This window comes from Neptunomonas phycophila (assembly GCF_001922575.1).
In the GTDB taxonomy this organism is placed as follows: domain Bacteria; phylum Pseudomonadota; class Gammaproteobacteria; order Pseudomonadales; family Balneatricaceae; genus Neptunomonas; species Neptunomonas phycophila.
This window is the reverse complement of sequence record NZ_MRCI01000001.1, coordinates 65,463-85,389: the sequence shown is the minus strand read 5'-3', so window position 1 is coordinate 85,389 and position 19,927 is coordinate 65,463. Positions and strand designations below refer to the sequence as shown.

Below are 19,927 nucleotides of genomic sequence, written 5' to 3'. Positions count from 1 at the left end.
CGCTAGTGGTTTAGCTAATTAAGCCCATAAAAAACAGCATAATGGCATGCCATATCCGTTTTACAAGGCCACCTTTCTCTACGTTTTCCATAGCAATAAGAGGAACAGTCACCACCTCTTCATCGTTTAGTGTCACACGGACGACACCATACTCCTGCCCTTGTACGACAGGCGCTTTAATGACTTTATCAACATCCATAGTCGCTTGCAGCTGATCCGCTTGACCACGTGGAATAGTGACAGCCAAAGGCGCCGTTAACCCTAAACTCACTTCATCACGCGTACCGCCCCACACTTTAGCGGTGCTCAGCACTTCTTCGCCACTGTATAACTTGTGTGTACGGTAATAACGGAATGCATAAGCTAGCAGTTTTTGTGTTTCCTGAGCTCGGGCTTCTTCGCTGCTTGTTCCCATAACGACAGAAATAAGACGCATACCGTCACGCTTTGCAGAAGCGACCAAGCAATAACCAGCTTCATCAGTATGGCCTGTTTTTACCCCATCAACCGTATGATCACGCCATAGCAACTTATTGCGGTTAGGCTGGCGTATTTGGTTGTAGGTAAAGTATTTCTCAGAATAAATTCCATAGTGGTCTGGGAAGTCTTGGATAATAGCTTTAGCCAGTGTTGCTAGGTCGAAAGCTGATGAGTAATGTCCATCAGCGGGCAAGCCTGTTGCATTGGCAAAGTGTGTATTCTCCATCCCTAACAAGCCTGCATGCTGATTCATTAAATCAGCAAACGCCGACTCACTACCGGCGATATGTTCTGCAACAGCAACGGACGCATCATTACCCGACTGAATTACAATACCACGCAGCAAATCACCCAATTTTACTTGAGTACCTTCTTTAATGAACATGCGCGAACCAGGCGTGCGCCATGCCTTTTCACTGACAAGCACTAGGTCATCTTCGCTGATATTGCCTTTATTGAGCTCGTACTCAACGATATAGCTTGTCATCATTTTAGTTAAGCTAGCAGGAGGAAAGCGCTCATGGGCATTTTTTTCGACAATAATCTTTCCCGTATCAGCATCAATAACGAGGTACGAGGTCGCCGCTACCTGAGGTGCCGCGGGGATTAACTCGTCAGCAGCAGATACCTGAGTGATGGTGGTAAAAAGTAAAAAGATAGACAAAAAGGCTGTTTTCAGTCTTTGCACAATGATTTCCCGGCACGTTTACAAATTTAAAATTGATCTAGATAGACGCTACAAACCATAAATAGTTCTGTCGCGGATATTACTCTAATTAGGCGATTCAGGGAAAGTCCACCGGATGCGCTCCCGGATAACCACTTTGACCTAACTGGTAGATCATCCGTTCCATTTCATTCACAGAGGCGAAAGGCCCTACCAAGACTCGGTAAAGAGTTTGGCCGGTACGTTCCACGTCTGCTACTTTAGTAGGTCGACCATACAGGTCCGATAGCTGTCGAGCAACACGATTAGCCGAACCCGCCTGGCTATAGGCTCCAACTTGGATAAAGCGCCCTGAAGTCAAAGCTGTAGGTACAGCGCGTGCAGCACTGACATCAGATGAAGGAGGTGCCGCTATCGCGCGACTCGCCGACTGCCAAGCCCGAGGGTTAATCGCCTCGACTTCAACACGCGCAGTCCCTTTAGCTAACATCCCTAATTTTGATGCGGCCGCATAAGACAAATCAATGATACGCCCAGGGTGGAAAGGACCACGGTCATTAACACGCACAATAACTTGCTTGCCGTTATCTAAATTTGTCACTTTCACATACGTGGGTATAGGCAATGATTTATGCGCTGCTGTCATTTTATACATGTCATAGGTTTCCCCATTCGATGTTAAATGCCCATGAAACTTATTACCATACCAAGAAGCCCCACCACGCTCACGGTAGCCGTCTGAATCATCAAGAATACTATAAGTCCGGCCTAACACGGTGTACGGGCTGCGATTTCCACCACGGCTTTTTGGTTCATCAATTGGAACTGCGTCTTTCACATGAGAAACATCAACCGGGGATGAAGGACCATGATCATGCTTAATGCTGTAACGGCTGCCATTACCGCCGCTCGATGCACCCTTCTTACTCGCGCACCCCGTAATCACGAGGGCAAAAGCCACCACCGGCAAAACCATCCACTTCATTGTTAGGACCCTTTCAATTCGTCAGCACGGGCTTGAGCGATAGCCTCGGCTAATCGGTATACTGCATTAGCATACAAGCGGCTTCGGTTATAACGTGTAATCACATAATAGTTATTAAAGCCTAACAAGTACTGCACATTATCCTTATCTTTCATTTTTAATAACACGGCTGGCTGACTGGTATCGGCCAACACCCCGCTATCAAAACTGACACCTAACTCTTTCCATTGAGCAACCGTCTTAGTTGGAACTTCGCCCGTATTAATGAGCGACTCATCAGAAATATCCGTACTGACTGTCACCGGTATAACAACGGGGCCACCCGTTTTCCACCCAAATGCTTTAAAGTAGTTAGCCACACTGCCAATGGCATCATCAGGGCTACCCCAAATATCACGGTCGCCATCACCATCGAAGTCAATTGCATAATCGAGGTAGCTTGATGGCATAAATTGCCCATACCCCATTGCACCGGCATAGGAACTTTTCATGCGAGTAAGGGGACGAGTCTCTTGCTGCGATATAGTTAGCAGGTTTGTTAATTGGCCTTGGAAAAACTCGGCTCGGCGCGGATAATCAAAACCTAAGGTTGCTAATGCATCCATGGCTCGATAACTTCCCATATTACGACCAAAATACGTTTCGATACCGATAATTGAAACGATAATCTCCTCCGGCACACCGTACTCAGAAGCCGCTCGCGCGATAGAAGCCTCGTGTTCAAACCAGAAAATCACACCGCGATTAATACGCTTAGGTTCTAAAAACAACTTTCGATAGCCGCCCCAATCTAACCGCTTTTCTGCCGGACGATCCATAGCATTCAAAATGGATTGCTGCTTTTTAACGCCGTTAAGCAATGCATCCACATCCGCAGCAGGAAAGCCCTGGGCTTTCATTTTTTCTGCCCATTTAATAGCTTCCGGGTGTTCGCTGTACCCTGCCGCTACAGCCGATGATACTGAAGCCGTTGAACACAAAGTGACAACAAAAGCAGATAGCAAATAGTTAAGACCGCGCATAACTCTCCCTGAGTTTTCCTAATAATTACGTTATTTTTATCGAAGCGACATTTGCTTGTGGGTAAAAACAGACATCAAAATACCAAAGCCTGCCATCAGTGTAACAATCGATGTACCACCATAACTTACCATCGGTAGTGGCACCCCAACCACCGGCAATAAACCACTGACCATACCAACATTTACAAAAACATAAACGAAAAACGTTAATACAATACTACCGGCCACTAACCGTCCAAATGGATCTTTCACCTGAGTTGCCATCCATAAACCACGACCAATAATTAAAACATAGATGCTCATTAAGATGGCGACACCTATAAACCCTAACTCTTCGGCAATGACCGCAATAATAAAGTCAGTATGCGATTCGGGTAAGAAATCAAGTTGGGACTGTGTACCTGACAACCAGCCTTTTCCGGAAATACCACCAGATCCGATGGCTGTTTTCGACTGAATAATATTCCAGCCGGATCCAAGCGGGTCGCTTTCAGGGTCTAAAAAAGTGAGTACTCGCTGACGCTGATAGTCTTTCATGGTCATCCAGAGTCCTGGCAATGCGGCCCCCGCCACCCCCAAGGCGCCAAAGATATATCGCCAACGTATGCCGGAAAAAAGCATCACAAAAACACCAGAAGCAGCGATCAACAAAGAGGTTCCAAGGTCAGGCTGCTTCATAATAAGTAAGGTAGGAATCCCTATAAATGCCAAACTAAAACAGCAATGTTTAAACGAGGGAGGCAGTGACCGTTTAGCCAGATAGCCTGCTATCATGAGCGGTAGAATCAGCTTCATGATCTCTGAGGGCTGAAAACGAAAGCCCGGTAATGCTAACCAGCGCTGAGCGCCTTTCGCCCCGACCCCCACAAGGATAACCGCGACCAACAATAAAACCCCAGCCGCATAAATCCACGGTGCCCAGCGAGCGATCATACGAGGAGTGAGCTGAGCTAAAACAATAAGCACAAAAAATGCAGCCCCCATTCGAACTGCCTGGCGTGATACATAACCCCAGTCTTGGCCCGACGCGCTATAAAGCACAAACAACCCAAAGCAACACAGAACAAAAAGAAAGAACAGCATCCATGCATCTAGGTGCGTATAACTCCACCAGCCAGGCTTGCGGCGTAGATGATGGCCTGATTCAGGCATTGAACGTTCAAAATCGCGACTATTCATGTCGGTGTCCTACATAACCACTAGACGCGGCTGAATCCATAATACTGTAATCAACAATCGAAGCTTGTTGCAGCTCTTCTGGCGAAGTGGGATCAATACCCAACAGGTAAGCATCCATTACTTTACGCGCTACAGGTGCGGCATTCGTCGATCCACCGCCGCCATTTTCGATGACCACAGCTACCGCTATTTTAGGGTCATCAGCTGGGGCAAACGCGATAAACAGAGCATGATCGTGAAAGCGCTTTTCTAGTTTATCGGCATCGTAGCGCTCATCTTGTTTGATACCAACCACCTGAGCCGTACCTGATTTTCCAGCTATTTTATAAGGGGCATCCAATCCAATTTTACGGGCGGTTCCTCGGCTGCCATGCACTACGCCCACCATATCATCCACAATGAGCTCCCAGTATTCTGGGTGATTCAATTCTATATCTTCAGGGATAGGGCTAGCGTTCTCGATTCGATCCGGCATGGTTACGGTAACCGTGCCATCAGGTTGCGTTTCACGGATGCCTTTTAACAACTTGGGCTGCACCCACTTACCGCGGTTAGCAAGGACCGTAGCCGCGGTTGCCAACTGCAAAGGCGTTGCTACCAAAAAGCCTTGGCCAATGCTTAAATTTAACGAGTCCCCTGGATACCAAGGCAGCTTTCGTGTTCGACGCTTCCACTCTCTCGATGGCAAGAATGATGAAAGCGCTTCTGGCAAATCAAGGCTCGTCACTTGTCCAAACCCAAAACGCCCTAAATAGTCGGACATCGGGTCAACGCCCATTTTGTAAGCAACATCATAAAACCACACATCACAAGACTGAGCGAACGCTAACGACATATCCACTTTGCCGTGACCGCTGCGCTTCCAGTCCCGATATTTTCGACCGCCTTTAGTCAGAGTATAAAATCCCGGATCCCAAACCGTATGGCTAGGCTGTACGGCATCTGAGTCGATCGCCGCTAAACCGGTAACGGGCTTTACCGTAGACCCTGGCGGGTAGCGACCACGAATAGCACGGTTAAAAAGCGGAAGGTCATCTGAATCACGTAATGCGCTGTAATCTTCGTTGGATATACCGGTGACAAACAAGTTAGGGTCGTAAGCAGGCGTAGAGACCAACGCCAGTATTCCGCCGGTTTTCGGATCAATCGCCACAACGGACGCTTTTTCATCAGCAATGAGCTTTTCGGTTATTTGTTGCAAGCGTAGATCTAAGCTGAGCTCTAGGTCTTTACCGGGTTCGGGGTCTATACGCTCTAAAATACGCATAACACGCCCCCGCGCATTGGTTTCTACTTTTTGCATACCGACCTTGCCATGCAAGATAGGCTCGTAGAAATTTTCAATACCTAGCTTTCCAATATAATGAGTGCCTGCATAATTTTGGGCATTGACCACTTGGAGTTCTTGCTCGTTGATCCGACCTACATACCCCATAGCATGCACTAACGATGAACCATACGGGTAATAGCGGATGAGGTCAGCTTCAACCTGAACGCCGGGCAAACGATGGTAATTAACCGCCAGCTTAGCGATTTCTTCTTCAGTCAAACGAAATCGAACTGGTATCGTTTCATAAGGACGGCGACGCTGATTCAAGCGTTTTTTGAAGCGCTCTATTTCACGATCATTAATATCAATGATAGAACGCAGCTCCTCCAACGTCTCATCTAAGTGGCTACCCACTTCTTCTTTTAAGATGGTCACGCTATAGCTGGGACGATTATCAGCTAACAAGACACCATGAGTGTCGTAAATCAGCCCCCGTGTTGGAGCCACTGGCTGTAACTGCACTCGGTTATTTTCAGACATCGCGGCAAAGCGATCGTACTCTATAACCTGCAGAAAATATAAGCGCCCCATCAGTACGCCGATAAGCACTAATACCAAAAAAAAGGCAATAAATGCTCTGAACGTAAAAGTACGGTTTTCTGATGAGTGATCTTTTATCGGGTCAAAACGAGACATAAGCTAATTATTCGATAACCCAAAATATAAAAAAGAAAGGCGATTTATCATTTGTGGTACGGATGCCCTTTTGTAATAGTCCAAGCACGATAAACCTGCTCAGCTAACAGAATTCGTACTAAAGGATGCGGCATAGTTAAACCTGAAAGCGACCACTTTTGATCAGCTAATTCAACACATCGCCGATCTAAACCATCAGGCCCGCCCACTAGCAGCGACACATTACAACCATCCATTTGCCAGTTTTGCATTTGCTCGGCTAACTGCTCGGTAGACCAGTTTTTTCCATTCACTTCCAAAGCAATAACGCGGTCGCCTTTAGGAATAGCCGCTAACATGGCATCCCCCTCTTGGCGAATCGCTTTGGCAGGGTCACTACTTTTACCTCTATGCCCTAGCGGCAGCTCAATTAACTCAAATGCCATTTCATTGGGTAGGCGCTTAACATACTCGTTAAACCCCTGTGTTACCCAATCTGGCATTTTTCCACCGACCGCTAGTAAACGTACTTTCATCGATTTACAAGCCTACTTCTTCTTCAACCGCTTCATCTACTGGATCAAAACTCCATAGACGCTCTAAGTCATAGAAGCTACGCGCATCAGGCATCATGACGTGTATCACCAAATCGCCCAAGTCCACTAACACCCAATCACCAACGCCTTGGCCTTCTGTACCTATTGGCTGTAAGTTGTTCTCTTTCATTTTCTCTATTACGTCTTGGGCAATCGACATCACATGTCGTTTTGAAGTGCCACACGCAATCATCATATAGTCCGTCACGCTGGACTTACCACGAACATCGATAACATCAATATCACGCGCTTTCATATCATCCATCGTGGTGCGTACTAATTCGATCAGTTGCTCAGTTTGCATTAGCCAGTATTTACCTTTGTTGTTAAACCCATATTTTTGGGTTGAATCATGTATTCATTAATTAAAGCATCGATTCGTTAGTCTGATGCTTTATACAGTTGCATTTTTTCAATGTAATCAAGAACAGCTTCAGGCAGCAAATATCGTGGAGACAGCCCCTTCTGGAGCAACGACCGAATGTCAGTCGCCGATATGTCCAGCGGCGTCAATTCATGAATCACAATATGCCCATGCGGCTTACCTAATAATGCCTCACGAGCCGTTGCCTGATGCTTTTTCAATAAATCCGCTAATACCTTGTTGGGTGTTAACGCATAACCAGGGCGAGCGACCACAATAATGTGGCATAAACTCATAATATCTTCATAGCAATGCCATGAATCCAACCCAAGGAACGCATCCATACCAAGCACCATACAGACCGGCTGGTTAGCTCCGAGTTCCTTACGTAAGCCTGCCAATGTATAAACAGAATAAGACGCTTGGTCAGAGTCAATCTCTCGAGAATCACAGCGTAATGCAGGCTCGTTGTGTACCGCCAACTCAACCATTGCCAAACGGTCTTGCGCTCGACAGCCTGGAGCTTCTCTGTGCACAGGCCGTTTTGAGGGCATGAGGTTTACGTAATCAACCCCAAGCCACTGTTGAATCTCTAATGCCGTTCTCAAATGACCATTATGAATCGGGTCAAATGTTCCGCCCATAAAAACATGAGCGGCCATCAATGATGGCCTGCTATGTTGGGTATCATGCTATAAACCACTTATTTACGGATTTGCCCGTCACCTAACACCACGTATTTTTGTGACGTTAAGCCCTCTAACCCTACGGGGCCACGCGCATGAATCTTGTCGGTAGAGATACCAATTTCGGCACCTAAACCATACTCAAAGCCGTCGGCAAAACGAGTCGATGCATTTACCATGACAGAGCTAGAATCAACCTCACGAAGGAAACGGCGCGCCAAAGAGTAATTTTCAGTCACAATTGCATCCGTATGGTGCGATCCATACTGATTAATATGCTCAATCGCTTCTTCCAAACCTGAAACCACCTTTACAGACAGCACTGGCGCTAAATACTCTGTTGACCAATCGTCAACGGACGCCGCTATCATCACAGGAGCTAACTTGCGCGATTTATCACAACCGCGTAATTCCACCCCGGCTGCCACGTAACGATCGGCCAAATCACGTAAAATAGTCTCCGCGATTGACTCATGGACCAGCAAGGTTTCCATGGTGTTACAGGTGCCATAACGGTGTGTTTTAGCATTAAGCGCTATGTTTTCTGCTTTCACGACATCGGCTTGAGCATCAATATAAACATGGCAAACGCCATCTAAATGTTTGATCACGGGCACCCGGGCTTCTTGACTCACACGCTCAATCAGCCCTTTACCACCCCGAGGTACGATAACATCAACATACTCCGGCATAGTAATTAGCTTGCCGACCGCTGCACGGTCCGTTGTTTCCACAACTTGAACCGCTTCTAACGGTAAACCCGCTGCTTCCAACCCCTGTCGAATGCAATCAGCGACAGCTTGGTTAGAGTGGATGGCTTCAGAGCCTCCGCGTAAAATCGTCGCGTTGCCAGATTTTAAGCAAAGACTGGCTGCCTCCACTGTTACATTAGGGCGTGACTCATAAATAATGCCAATAACGCCCAAAGGCACACGCATTTTGCCGATTTGAATACCGCTGGGGCGATAGTTCATATCCGTGATACCGCCAATAGGGTCAGGTAACGCGGCAACCTGCTTTAAGCCTTCGATCATCGTGTCGATAGTAGCTGGTTTTAACGCCAAACGGTCTAGCATGGCGGCATCTAAACCGTTCGCTTTGCCATTTTCTAAATCTTTTTCATTCGCCTTGGCCAGTGCTGAGCGACTTGCATCCAACGCTTCTGCCATAGCTAATAACGCTTTGTTTTTCAAGCCAGTATCTGCACGGGCAACCACTCTAGATGCCTCACGCGCTTTTTGACCTAACTTGTTCATATATGCTTCAACGTTCATCACTTACTCTTTATATGCGTTGACGTGAACACAGCATTATACATGGCTATTGCACAAGGGTCATGAACTGTGTAATAAGCCGTGACCCTAATTACTACAAACTGGTATGATTTCCCGATTTACATTATGGATCATTCCATCAAACGGACGACCTGTACCCCATGTTTAAAGCTGCGCCATCTTCTTTCGGCTCTATATCACGCCCAATATTGATTATCGCCTGTGTTCTTTTAGGTGGATGGTTACTGAGCTCAATTTACTTACTATTTGCGGCCGATCGATTAGCCACTCATCAAGCTGTCATCGATGGAAAACAAACCGCTAAGCAAACCGCCTTGTCGGTGCAGCCATTTATCATGGCCGACGACATCATCAGCCTAAATTATATACTTAATACCATTACTAGCTCAGAGCAGGTTAATGGCATTAGTGTTTATGACAACTCTAATCATTTGATTGCGAGAGCAGGCGAAGAAACAGGCAATGAACAACAAGTCATTCTTGGTAACAAGCAAAGCACCAATGGCAAACTCAAGCTCTTCGTAAATACAGGCCCACAATACAACCTACTTGTCTCTTACCTTTGGCAGATGGGGATATTGTCGCTTATTGTGATAATCCTTACGCTGTTCAGTGTGTGGATTTATTTACGACAAGCCAAAGCCAATGCACTTGCTGCCATCGCTGCCGAAAATGCTCCCTGCTTCTCAATTCCAGAGCCCACTCTTGAACCAACTCAAGATGTTTCTAACGTTACACCGCTACAAACCACCGAGGATTTAGGCGCCAACGACGCTAGCACCGCTAGCCGCGACCCGGAAACGACTGCCGATATCAAAACACCGGACACCTCATCAGATGCTGACAATATCCAAGAGCCTGCAAGCTCAACAATAGCGCCTCCGACTGAACCATTGCCTTCCGACACCCAGACATACAGCGCACAAGATATTGAAAACGCCTCGCATATATCGCCGCCGCTAGAGAACGAAGCCCCCTCTTCAGCCTATACTACCGCCGTCGAAGAAGAGCTCAACAATGATGAGCTAGTCGCCTTATTGAAGCCTGACTATCAAGTGCGTATGCCTCATTTTGTCCCGGCTCCGGCAGACGATGAAGCACAGGAGCTCGCGCAAGTAACAGATCATGCGTCGACTTTTTCAACCACCAGCAACGAACTCGACGATAGTAGCCCAATTGAAAATTCGCGTCCCTTGTACTCTGTAACCGCTAAAATGACAGAGCCTAGCGTACCTTCTGCCAACCCATTACGAGAAGCCCGCCCCGAAGAGCAATTGGACTTATACTCTCTAGAGCATCAGCTAGAGTTATCTTTAGCTCCTACCGAAGCGGCCTACCTAATCTACATTGACGCAACAACCGGCCACAGTGATTACATAGAGCCCGAACTGCACGAGTCCCTGCTCGACACATATGAACAGCTGCTGCGCCAGGTCGCCACCATTTATGGTGGTGAAATAACGGTACAAGCAACGGGCGACATGGAGTTATTTTTTGATGATCAGGATGCAGAAGATAGCCACGGCATTCATGCGTTATGCGCCGCAAAGCTTTTCGTGCTTCTTTATCGTGCCTTTAACCAAAGCCGCATCCGTCAAATGCAACCAGCACTTAACCTTCATATTGCTCTCGTGCGTGGAAACAGAACCAAACTGTCACTCATCAAAGAAGAAGCTCTGTTTCTAACACGCACCACTCAATCGAATGAGCTGATTAGCCACACAGCCCTCACTGAAGCCCAACATTTAAAAACTGGACTATTACAGCACGCAAACATTCAACGCGAAGAAGAAGATAAGGTCCTTATTCTCGCCATGAGTAATAGTTATCAGGACTTACTCAAAAAACAATCTGAACACCTGTTATCAAAGCTTAATACCGCTGATTAGAGCTTGTTCTACTTAGCCATTGTCTATCTCGAAAAATAGGTACACTTAACGTACAAAAAAGCCGAAGCGGTATTCTCGCTTCGGCTTTTTTTATGAGTATGCAGAACTAGTCTTGCGATGAAGCATCCGGCTTGTCATTTGCCACCACTTCCAGTTGGTCTACTCGCTGATAGCCTCGTGGCAACTTGTTACCGCGTCGCCCTCTCTCTCCTCGATAATGCTCCAAATCAGAAGCCTTCAAGTTAAGATGCTGACGTCCAGCATGCACCTTTAGCGCCGCCCCTTCTGGAAGCACTGCTAATGCCGTGACGACCTCCTCTCGAGTTGAGGCTCTCACCGACGGAATGTTAATGATTTTATTTCCTTTGCCTCGCGCCAGCTCGGGCAACTCAGCTACTGGGAACACTAACAAACGCCCTTCAGTGGTAACCGCTGCTAACCAGTGCCCTTCAACATAAGGCACCCCAACAGGAGGCAACACTTGTGCGTTTTTAGGCAAAGTTAGCGCCGCTTTACCATTTTTGGTTTTGCTGGATAAGTCTTCCACCGTTGTTATAAAACCATACCCAGCATCAGACGCCAGTAACACCTTGTCTGAAGGTTTACCAGACAAGGCGGTTTCAATCGTTGCGCCAGCGGGTAGGCTGATCTTACCGGTTATTGGCTCTCCCTGACCTCTGGCAGAAGGCAGTGTATGTGTATCAAGCGTGTAACTGCGCCCCGTAGTATCTAATAGAATTAACGGTTGGTTCATCCGCCCAGGGCACGCAACTTTAAAGCCATCACCCGCTTTGTAGCTTAAACCTTCAGGATCAATATCATGCCCTTTCGCTGCACGAATCCATCCTTGCTTAGAGATAACGACGGTAACAGGATCAGCCGATAGCAAATCTTTCTCACTAAATGCTTGCGCTTCAGCACGCTGGACAATCGGCGAACGGCGATCATCACCGTAGGTGTCCATGTCTTCTTTTAGCTCTTTCTTGATCAATGTGCGCATACGTTGATCCGAGCCCAAAATAAGCTCTATACGCTTACGCTCTTCTTCTAACTCATCCTGCTCACCTTTAATCTTAAACTCTTCGAGTTTAGCCAAATGGCGCAGCTTCAAGTCTAAGATAGCGTCGGCTTGTAAGGCTGATAAATTAAAACGGCTCATCAATTCCGCTTTAGGCTCATCCTCATTACGAATGATAGCGATCACTTCATCAATATTCAGATAGGCCGTCATCAAACCTTCAAGGATGTGTAAGCGATCTAACACTTTAGCCAAACGGTATTCTAAACGACGGCGTACAACACTGGTTCGCCAACTGAGCCATTCGACTAAAATTTGACGCAAATCTTTAACCTGAGGACGTCCATCAATACCAATCATATTCATGTTGATACGATAAGTTCGCTCAAGGTCGGTCGACGCGAACAAATGAGCCATCAACTGCTCGATATCGATACGATTCGAACGAGGTATAATGACTAGGCGCGTCGGGTTTTCATGGTCTGATTCGTCGCGTAAATCAGCAACCATTGGCAGTTTTTTCTGCTGCATTTGTTGAGCAATCTGCTCAAGCACCTTGGCGCCGGACACCTGGTATGGCAGAGCGGTCACTACCACATCACCGCTTTCAACGGTATAAACAGCCCGCATCCGCACAGAGCCGCGACCGGTTTCGTACACTTTGCGCAAATCCGATGGCGAGCTGATAATTTCAGCATCCGTCGGCATATCTGGGCCAGGAATGAATTCACATAACTGAGCCACATCCGCTTTAGGGTTATCCAATAAATGGATGCACGCACTGGTCACTTCGCGCAAGTTATGCGGCGGAATATCCGTCGCCATGCCGACAGCAATACCCGTTCCGCCATTCAACAATATATTTGGTAAACGGGCAGGTAGCACCATAGGCTCATTAAGAGAGCCATCAAAGTTTGGCTGCCACTCAACCGTTCCTAGCCCTATTTCTTTCAACAGGACTTCAGCATATTTAGCTAAACGAGACTCGGTATATCGCATTGCGGCAAACGATTTAGGATCATCTTGCGATCCCCAGTTACCCTGTCCATCCACGAGCGGGTAGCGATAGCTAAACGGCTGCGCCATCAAAACCATCGCTTCGTAGCACGCACTATCACCATGGGGATGAAACTTACCTAATACGTCCCCCACTGTACGTGCCGATTTCTTGTGCTTAGCGGCCGCTTTCAAACCCAACTCAGACATCGCGTAGATAATACGACGCTGTACAGGCTTCATGCCGTCACCGATATTTGGCAGCGCACGGTCTAGAATGACATACATGGAATAGTCCAAATACGCCTTTTCAGTAAACGACTTTAACGAGAGGCGCTCGATACTGTCATCAATGTTTATTTCACTCATGGGTTTTTTCTATCCATTCAATCTTGTCGTCAGCAACCCGCTGCCAGCTATCTCGATTGATAACCGGGCATGTCACATCCTAAATATCAGCAAGGTCGCCTTTAGACTCTAACCAGACTTTGCGGTCAGCGGCGCGCTTTTTAGCCAGCAGCATATCCATGGTTTCATGCGTATTATCGTCTGCATCCAAGGTGAGCTGCACAAGACGGCGCGTATCGGGATCCATGGTCGTTTCACGAAGCTGCATTGGGTTCATTTCCCCCAGCCCCTTGAATCGTTGCACTCCAATTTTCACATTCTTGCGCTCAGCACGCAGACGCTCTGTGATACCGTCTTTCTCTGCATCATCAAGTGCATAGTAAACTTCTTTACCGGCATCAATGCGGTACAACGGCGGCATAGCCACATAAATATGACCGGCATCCACCAGCGGTTTGAAGTGGCGCAAAAAGAGCGCACAAATCAACGTCGCAATATGCAATCCATCAGAGTCAGCATCCGCTAAAATACAGATTCGGCCATAGCGCAAGCCTTCTAGGTTGTCAGACCCGGGCTCTACACCGACCGCCACGGAGATATCATGAATCTCTTGGGAGGATAAAATGTCACCGGACTCGACTTCCCATGTATTTAAGATCTTTCCGCGCAAAGGCATAATGGCTTGGAATTGTCGATCACGTGCCTGCTTTGCGGAACCGCCTGCGGAGTCACCTTCGACGAGGAACAACTCAGAACGCATCGTTTCAACACCGGAGCAATCTGCTAGCTTTCCGGGCAATGCGGGGCCTTGAGTCACCTTTTTACGAATCACTTTTTTGCTTGAACGCAGACGCTTCTGAGCGTTACTTATCACCATATCGGCAATTTTTTCGCCTTCTTCTACGTTACTGTTGAGCCACAGCGAAAAGGCATCCTTCGTCACGCCAGAGATAAAGGCCGCTATATGCCGCGATGACAAACGCTCTTTTGTCTGCCCTGCAAATTGAGGATCATGCATTTTTGCTGACAATATGTAGCAACACCGCTCCCAGATATCATCAGGCGTGAGTTTGACGCCGCGCGGTAAAAGGTTACGAAACTCACAAAACTCTCGCATGGCCTCTAAAAGCCCTGTTCGAAAACCATTGACGTGCGTACCTCCGACAGCTGTCGGTATCAAGTTAACAAAGCTTTCACAGGTTTGTTCGCCGCCTTCCGGAAGCCATTGAACCGCCCACTCAACAGCGTCTTCTTCGCCCTGCAAGCTCCCCGTAAAAGGCTGTTCAGGTAATGTTTCATAAACCTGAGTGCTGCTTTTGAGGTAATCACATAAGCCGTCTTCGTAATACCACTCTTCTTTTTCGCTTTTACCGCTACTTTGATCATTAAAGGTAACTTTCAAGCCGGGGCAGAGAACAGCTTTGGCTCGTAAGTTATGTTTAAGCCTTGATACACTGTACTTAGGTGAATCAAAATACTTAGGGTCGGCAAGAAAACGTACCGTTGTCCCTGTATTTCGCTTACCACACGTGTCTATCACCTCCAGTTCGGAGACCTTAGCACCGTCAGCAAACCCGATGCGGTACACTTGACCATCACGTTTGATCTGCACCTCAAGTAATTTTGATAACGCATTTACCACCGATACACCAACACCGTGCAAGCCACCCGAGTATTGGTAATTATCACTGCTAAACTTACCCCCAGCATGCAGACGCGTCAGGATCAGCTCAACACCGCTCACCCCTTCTTCTGGATGAATATCAACCGGCATGCCCCGGCCATCATCACTAACCGACAGGTATCCATCTTTATGTAGCACCACATCAATTTGTTTAGCGTGGCCTGCTAACGCCTCATCCACAGAGTTATCGATGACTTCTTGCGCTAGGTGATTGGGTCTATCCGTATCGGTGTACATACCCGGTCGTCGTTGTACCGGTTCTAGGCCACTTAAGACCTCTATCGATTCAGCGTTATATTGCTTCGTCATTGTTTACGTCAATCCTTAAAAAGAAGCAGGCAGTGAGACGGGTTCAGGAAGATCTATTTTATTGTTAGCAAAGGCAACAATAGCGGGAATAAGGTCTTCAAATCGATCGAAGCCATGAGATCCACCAGGTTGGACAAACTGGGGCGAGCCGGCAAAAAATGCAACGGCTTCTTGATAATCGAGTGTCGTATCGCCCGTTTGTACTAACAATAAATATCGACTGGAATCCTTAACGCCACCCAGTGCAAATGACTCTAATTGATGAAGATGTTCAGGGCTTAGCGTGTAATGCTCAGCCGTATAAATGTTTTGGTTTTCACCAAGCCAATCCGCCAAGAGACGATACGGATAAACGGCCGGATTCACTAAAACTGTACGACAATTTTCGTGCCGCTCAGTTAGCCATGTACTGTAATAACCACCAAGTGAACTGCCGATGAGCACTATCCGACGATCAGCATGCTCAGTAATAATTTTTTCTAACTGCAACACAGCTTCTGCTGGCCAATGAGAAAGCGCGGGTACACAATAATCTCCCAGTTCTGGATGCGTTTTCATATACGCCCCTAACAACCGCGCTTTAACCGAAGAAGGCGAGCTATTAAAGCCATGAACATAAATAAATAAGGGAGACTGCATACTGGTTATCCTTACAGCTTTTTACAAAAGTTACCGGAGCTTTGCTTAGCTTTCAAGCTAAACGTCAACACGTACTACATCCGTTGTTAGCTCTCCATTATCCGACAGCGTGAAAACACGATAACCAGGTAATGACAGTCGCTTATCGAGCTCGTCCGTGGGCTCGCGAGTCCTTGCTTTGTATTGCGGTGCTGTAGCAGGTGTTACCCAAAAAGGAACCCCTCCTACAAAGAGGTCGTGCTGCTGATGTAAATGCCCGGATAAAACCCCTTTAACGCATGAGGACGCTTTAATAATGTCGAGTAGCGCATCAGCATCACTGAGTTTTATCTGATCTTGCCATTGGCTCCCCACATCCAGTGCAGGATGATGAAGGGCGATAAGCACCCAACGGTTATCCTGTTGTAACGCCGCTAACTGGTCCATTAACCATTGGCGTTGCTCTTTTCCTAAAGCCCCAGAACCCCGCCCATCAGCTTCGTAAATGGAGTTAAGCGATATAAACGCCCAAGGAGTTAAGTCGGGAACCCAAACAGGCTGACATAGCTCAGGATACGATTGCATTTGCAACCAATCATCGTGGTTACCAGGCAGCCAAATAGTGTTCTTAGCTATGCCTGACACCTTCGCCGCCAAGCGCCGATAACTGGATTCATAGCCGTGGTGTGCTAAATCTCCCGTCAGCCATAAAAGATCTATATTACGCTCACAACCTGTCAGGTGGCTTAATACGGCATCGAACCGATCCTCAGTAGACATCCCTCTATGCAGCTGACTAGGGCTTTCTTGAAGATGGCAATCGGTCACTTGGACAATGCGTGTCAGCGCCATGACTAAAACGTAAGGACAGGCTCAACCTGTTGACCATGTTGAAGACAGTGGCTCAGCCACTCACCCAAAAAATCATTTAGCTGCACTTTTTCATCAGGCTGATGCATCTCACGATTAGGATAAGGATAAACGCCAGACAGCTGCTTACGGCTCTTCATGCAAATAACTTCAGCCATCGCCGCATCATGATATAAGCGTACGACTAACGTGGGCGACTCCAACCAATTCAGTGAACGGCGGCTCTGCTGGGTAATTTGAAGGGTAGCGGTATATGTAAAACGCTCGACAACATTAATGCGTATATGCGCCGAGTGCTCGGCCATAGACACTCGAAACTCCCGTGTGTCCATGGTGTCCAAATCGGGCATTAACTTTAAGATACGCATATAATTGGCTTCACAAATAGCCATTTGACGCGTTAGATCGGGCACATACTTACGCTTCATTAAACTCCTTCGCACTCCACTTCTCACATAAACGATCTTTGTTTAATTGTAGCCACTGAACAGCAATAATGGCAGGAGCGTTATCAATATCCCCTGTTTGAATCATACGGAACACCTGCTCAGATGCAAAGTGTTGTACTTTTATGTCCTCACCTTCATCTTCTAAGCCATGTACGCCCGAGATTAAACGGCTATCGACACACCCGCAGTACAGGTCGATGTATTCCCTTGCCCCACCAGGGCTAGGTGTGAAGCGACTGATATGCTCTAAGCAATGAATTCTCGCACCTGCCTCTTCAACGGCTTCACGGTAAGCCACCTGTTCGGGCGACTCTCCCGGCTCAACTAAACCGGCCACCAGTTCTAATAGCCAAGGGCTACGCGGGTGATCAATAGTCCCCACGCGAAACTGCTCGATAAGCACTACCGCATCTTCTTTAGGGTCAAAAAGCAGCACGCACACGGCATCTGGACGCCAAAATAAGTCGCGAGTGATAGTTGCTTCCCCGCCCTCAAATCGCTGATGGCTAACAGTTAGGCGGCGCATTTGATAAAAGCTATCACAGATAACCGTATCTTCTTCGATACTAACGTTATTGTGATTAAATAGCGGGTTCCAGTCCTGACTCATAGCGTACTCCTCTGCTTAAGCAGCACACTATACCACGACTTTTATGGCAGAAAATGGTCATTAAGATGATAAACAACGAGCCTTTAAACCGGCATGGCCTTATGGGCGCTGCCCATGTTAGCTAATGATTCGGTGTTTGCGACGACGAGAAATAAACAGCGCATTACCGCCCATTTTTTTGGATTGTTTTTTCGCTTCGGCAGCTAACTCCACGACCTCGTGATAGCTTTCACATGCATAACTATCTGGATGAACGACTCCAATCGCCACACTCAGCAAAGAGAAGAACTGTTGCTGTTCAGCGCGATTTTCTAGCCAAATACCGCCTTCTTGTAACTCTTTGGGCGCATAAAGGTCACGCACCTGCTCTTCAAAGGCGGCCAATACGGCACGACAGCGCTCGGCCCAGTCTGCACATGAGAAGATAACCACAAAATCATCGCCACCGATGTGCCCTAAAAAGTTTTCGGCACTGGTTAAGTGATGCTTGATAAGCCGACCTAACAGCTGGATGACTTCATCACCCTTGGCGTAGCCATAAAAATCATTAAATGGCTTAAAGTCATTAAGATCAAAATAAGCGACATGAAAATCCATGGCAGCGTGCAATCGACGATCAATTTCTCTATTAATCGGCACACTGCCGGGCAGCAAGGTTAACGGATTTGCATAGGTTGCATTATGAATTTTTAAGTCCGTTATTCGTTTGAGCAAATCACGTAAACTACCCACCCCCAAAAAAGCCCCGTCTTGCACAATAATAATTTCATGATTGAGCGCAGACTCGGCCTGTTGAGTGAGCTGTTTAGATACAGACGCAAGACTAATAAAACTCTCGACTATTAAGACATCTTTTTTAAGCAGCTTTGATACCGGTTTAGTCTCATACAATGCCCGGCCATATTGAGAAGAGAATAGTTCTAATAAATCATGACGACGTACCACACCCTTGGGGATACCTTGATCCAATACAGGTAACGATAACAGGTCAGGGTGATCCCTCAGCAACTCAGATACAGTTAACAGCGTATCGGTACTGTTTACCGTAGGCACGGTACGGCATAACGAGTGAACCGTTTCTCCCTCATCAATATTACGATGTTGAGATACGCGTCGAGCACGTTGCGCCAACTGTTTATGCGCAAAAACCTGTGGGTTTGGATCAGGACGGCCCAAGTAAAAACCTTGACCCCGCGTAACGCCTAACTCCATCAACAACTCTAACTCAGTAAGGTTCTCTATCCCTTCGGCAATGACATCACAATGCAAACTTTGTGCTATTGCAATAATGGAGCGAACAAACTCCCGCTTCACTGGGTCCTTATCGATTTGGTGGATAAAGTATTTATCGATTTTCACACTACCCGGCTGCACATCGGACCATAAACGTAGACCGGAATAACCCACGCCAAGGTCATCAATGGCGATACTAAAGCCCATTTTTCGATAATACTCTACAGACGCTAACGTCAAACCACAGCTGTCGTACGGTTGTTGTTCTGACAGCTCAATGACAATCCTATCTTGCTCAATGCCAAGCTGCTTTAATAACGCTAAGGTCATACCTTTCTGATGATTAGCTGAACTTAATAACGAAGCGCTGACATTCAGAAAAAGCTTCCCTGGTAATGCCAGCTCAGCAAAACGTTGTAACGACTTTTCGCGACACAATAGCTCTAGTTCATGCAAGCGCCCAGCACTAATGGCCGCTTTAAATAATGTGTCAGGCATATGCAGCCGGCTTTCAGCAGGGCCACGGCTCAGGGCTTCATGCCCAATAATTTCCCCCGTCAGCAAATCAAAAATGGGCTGAAAATAAGGCGTAATTACTTTGTGTGTAAGTACATAACTTAGCGAATCTATATCGGTAGAGGATGTTGTGTCAGTAACATTGGGAAACGCATGAACCGGCATAAA

General features: G+C 47.1%; 17 protein-coding genes. 1 reads left to right on the top strand and 16 read right to left on the bottom strand.

The genetic code is table 11. From position 1 onward, the window contains the following. Window positions 1–10 precede the first annotated feature (10 nt). The 9 genes from BS617_RS00390 to BS617_RS00350 form a co-directional block, all read right to left on the bottom strand. Entirely contained in the window at window positions 11–1,168 is a 1,158-nt protein-coding gene (locus BS617_RS00390) for a D-alanyl-D-alanine carboxypeptidase family protein (RefSeq protein WP_428977869.1), read from the bottom strand. A 97-nt stretch (window positions 1,169–1,265) separates the two neighbouring features. Further along, entirely contained in the window at window positions 1,266–2,132 is an 867-nt protein-coding gene (locus BS617_RS18455; protein ID WP_075170962.1) for a septal ring lytic transglycosylase RlpA family protein, read from the bottom strand. A gap of 2 nt (window positions 2,133–2,134) precedes the next feature. Beyond that, a complete protein-coding gene (gene mltB, locus BS617_RS00380) occupies window positions 2,135–3,154 on the bottom strand; it encodes a lytic murein transglycosylase B (RefSeq protein ID WP_075170961.1) in 1,020 nt (339 codons plus the stop codon). A 36-nt stretch (window positions 3,155–3,190) separates the two neighbouring features. After that, complete coding sequence (gene rodA / locus BS617_RS00375) at window positions 3,191–4,333, bottom strand: rod shape-determining protein RodA (protein ID WP_075170960.1); 1,143 nt, start codon at window positions 4,331–4,333, stop codon at window positions 3,191–3,193. Then, a complete protein-coding gene (gene mrdA, locus BS617_RS00370; RefSeq protein WP_075170959.1) occupies window positions 4,326–6,299 on the bottom strand; it encodes a penicillin-binding protein 2 in 1,974 nt (657 codons plus the stop codon). Before mrdA ends, rodA begins: the two co-directional genes overlap by 8 nt. Window positions 6,300–6,346: 47 nt before the next feature. Continuing rightward, window positions 6,347–6,814, bottom strand: a complete 468-nt coding sequence (rlmH, locus tag BS617_RS00365; protein ID WP_075170958.1) for a 23S rRNA (pseudouridine(1915)-N(3))-methyltransferase RlmH — start codon at window positions 6,812–6,814, stop codon at window positions 6,347–6,349. Window positions 6,815–6,818: 4 nt separating this feature from the next. Further along, window positions 6,819–7,178 carry a ribosome silencing factor gene (gene rsfS, locus BS617_RS00360; RefSeq protein ID WP_075170957.1) on the bottom strand — a complete coding sequence of 120 codons (360 nt, stop codon included), beginning with the start codon at window positions 7,176–7,178 and terminating at the stop codon, window positions 6,819–6,821. Between the two features lie 77 nt (window positions 7,179–7,255). Continuing rightward, window positions 7,256–7,900: a nicotinate-nucleotide adenylyltransferase gene (gene nadD / locus BS617_RS00355; protein ID WP_075170956.1), complete on the bottom strand. Its 645-nt coding sequence runs from the start codon at window positions 7,898–7,900 to the stop codon at window positions 7,256–7,258. A gap of 41 nt (window positions 7,901–7,941) precedes the next feature. Further along, complete coding sequence (locus tag BS617_RS00350; RefSeq protein WP_075170955.1) at window positions 7,942–9,198, bottom strand: glutamate-5-semialdehyde dehydrogenase; 1,257 nt, start codon at window positions 9,196–9,198, stop codon at window positions 7,942–7,944. Window positions 9,199–9,359: 161 nt separating this feature from the next. On the opposite strand from BS617_RS00350, the gene BS617_RS00345 reads away from it, so the two are divergent. Beyond that, window positions 9,360–11,108 carry a hypothetical protein gene (locus BS617_RS00345; RefSeq protein ID WP_075170954.1) on the top strand — a complete coding sequence of 583 codons (1,749 nt, stop codon included), beginning with the start codon at window positions 9,360–9,362 and terminating at the stop codon, window positions 11,106–11,108. A gap of 106 nt (window positions 11,109–11,214) precedes the next feature. On the opposite strand, the gene parC is transcribed toward BS617_RS00345, so the two are convergent. The 7 genes from parC to BS617_RS00310 all read right to left on the bottom strand — a co-directional run bounded on the left by parC (window position 11,215) and on the right by BS617_RS00310 (window position 19,924). After that, window positions 11,215–13,491: a DNA topoisomerase IV subunit A gene (gene parC, locus BS617_RS00340; protein WP_075170953.1), complete on the bottom strand. Its 2,277-nt coding sequence runs from the start codon at window positions 13,489–13,491 to the stop codon at window positions 11,215–11,217. A 79-nt stretch (window positions 13,492–13,570) separates the two neighbouring features. After that, window positions 13,571–15,463, bottom strand: coding sequence for a DNA topoisomerase IV subunit B (gene parE / locus BS617_RS00335; protein ID WP_075170952.1), 1,893 nt, complete (start codon window positions 15,461–15,463; stop codon window positions 13,571–13,573). Window positions 15,464–15,478: 15 nt separating this feature from the next. Continuing rightward, entirely contained in the window at window positions 15,479–16,102 is a 624-nt protein-coding gene (locus BS617_RS00330; protein ID WP_075170951.1) for a YqiA/YcfP family alpha/beta fold hydrolase, read from the bottom strand. Window positions 16,103–16,159: 57 nt separating this feature from the next. Then, entirely contained in the window at window positions 16,160–16,933 is a 774-nt protein-coding gene (locus BS617_RS00325) for a metallophosphoesterase family protein (RefSeq protein WP_075170950.1), read from the bottom strand. Between the two features lie 2 nt (window positions 16,934–16,935). Next, window positions 16,936–17,379 carry a DUF1249 domain-containing protein gene (locus BS617_RS00320; protein WP_075170949.1) on the bottom strand — a complete coding sequence of 148 codons (444 nt, stop codon included), beginning with the start codon at window positions 17,377–17,379 and terminating at the stop codon, window positions 16,936–16,938. Further along, entirely contained in the window at window positions 17,369–18,010 is a 642-nt protein-coding gene (locus BS617_RS00315; RefSeq protein WP_075170948.1) for an NUDIX domain-containing protein, read from the bottom strand. The genes BS617_RS00320 and BS617_RS00315 overlap by 11 nt, the downstream gene beginning before the upstream one ends. A 117-nt stretch (window positions 18,011–18,127) precedes the next feature. Beyond that, complete coding sequence (locus BS617_RS00310) at window positions 18,128–19,924, bottom strand: bifunctional diguanylate cyclase/phosphodiesterase (RefSeq protein ID WP_083609872.1); 1,797 nt, start codon at window positions 19,922–19,924, stop codon at window positions 18,128–18,130. Between the last annotated feature and the right edge of the window lie 3 nt (window positions 19,925–19,927).

Excerpts from the sequence above, each read along its gene's own strand:
- BS617_RS00330 (WP_075170951.1), bottom strand. The coding sequence starts at position 16,102 with ATGCAGTCTCCCTTATTTATTTATGTTCATGGCTTTAATAGCTCGCCT.
- BS617_RS00350 (WP_075170955.1), bottom strand. The coding sequence starts at position 9,198 with ATGAACGTTGAAGCATATATGAACAAGTTAGGTCAAAAAGCGCGTGAG.
- BS617_RS18455 (WP_075170962.1), bottom strand. The coding sequence starts at position 2,132 with ATGAAGTGGATGGTTTTGCCGGTGGTGGCTTTTGCCCTCGTGATTACG.
- mltB (WP_075170961.1), bottom strand. The coding sequence starts at position 3,154 with ATGCGCGGTCTTAACTATTTGCTATCTGCTTTTGTTGTCACTTTGTGT.
- BS617_RS00315 (WP_075170948.1), bottom strand. The coding sequence starts at position 18,010 with ATGAGTCAGGACTGGAACCCGCTATTTAATCACAATAACGTTAGTATC.
- rsfS (WP_075170957.1), bottom strand. The coding sequence starts at position 7,178 with ATGCAAACTGAGCAACTGATCGAATTAGTACGCACCACGATGGATGAT.
- rodA (WP_075170960.1), bottom strand. The coding sequence starts at position 4,333 with ATGAATAGTCGCGATTTTGAACGTTCAATGCCTGAATCAGGCCATCAT.
- BS617_RS00325 (WP_075170950.1), bottom strand. The coding sequence starts at position 16,933 with ATGGCGCTGACACGCATTGTCCAAGTGACCGATTGCCATCTTCAAGAA.
- parE (WP_075170952.1), bottom strand. The coding sequence starts at position 15,463 with ATGACGAAGCAATATAACGCTGAATCGATAGAGGTCTTAAGTGGCCTA.
- parC (WP_075170953.1), bottom strand. The coding sequence starts at position 13,491 with ATGAGTGAAATAAACATTGATGACAGTATCGAGCGCCTCTCGTTAAAG.
- mrdA (WP_075170959.1), bottom strand. The coding sequence starts at position 6,299 with ATGTCTCGTTTTGACCCGATAAAAGATCACTCATCAGAAAACCGTACT.
- BS617_RS00310 (WP_083609872.1), bottom strand. The coding sequence starts at position 19,924 with ATGCCGGTTCATGCGTTTCCCAATGTTACTGACACAACATCCTCTACC.
- BS617_RS00345 (WP_075170954.1), top strand. The coding sequence starts at position 9,360 with ATGTTTAAAGCTGCGCCATCTTCTTTCGGCTCTATATCACGCCCAATA.
- rlmH (WP_075170958.1), bottom strand. The coding sequence starts at position 6,814 with ATGAAAGTACGTTTACTAGCGGTCGGTGGAAAAATGCCAGATTGGGTA.
- nadD (WP_075170956.1), bottom strand. The coding sequence starts at position 7,900 with ATGGCCGCTCATGTTTTTATGGGCGGAACATTTGACCCGATTCATAAT.
- BS617_RS00320 (WP_075170949.1), bottom strand. The coding sequence starts at position 17,379 with ATGAAGCGTAAGTATGTGCCCGATCTAACGCGTCAAATGGCTATTTGT.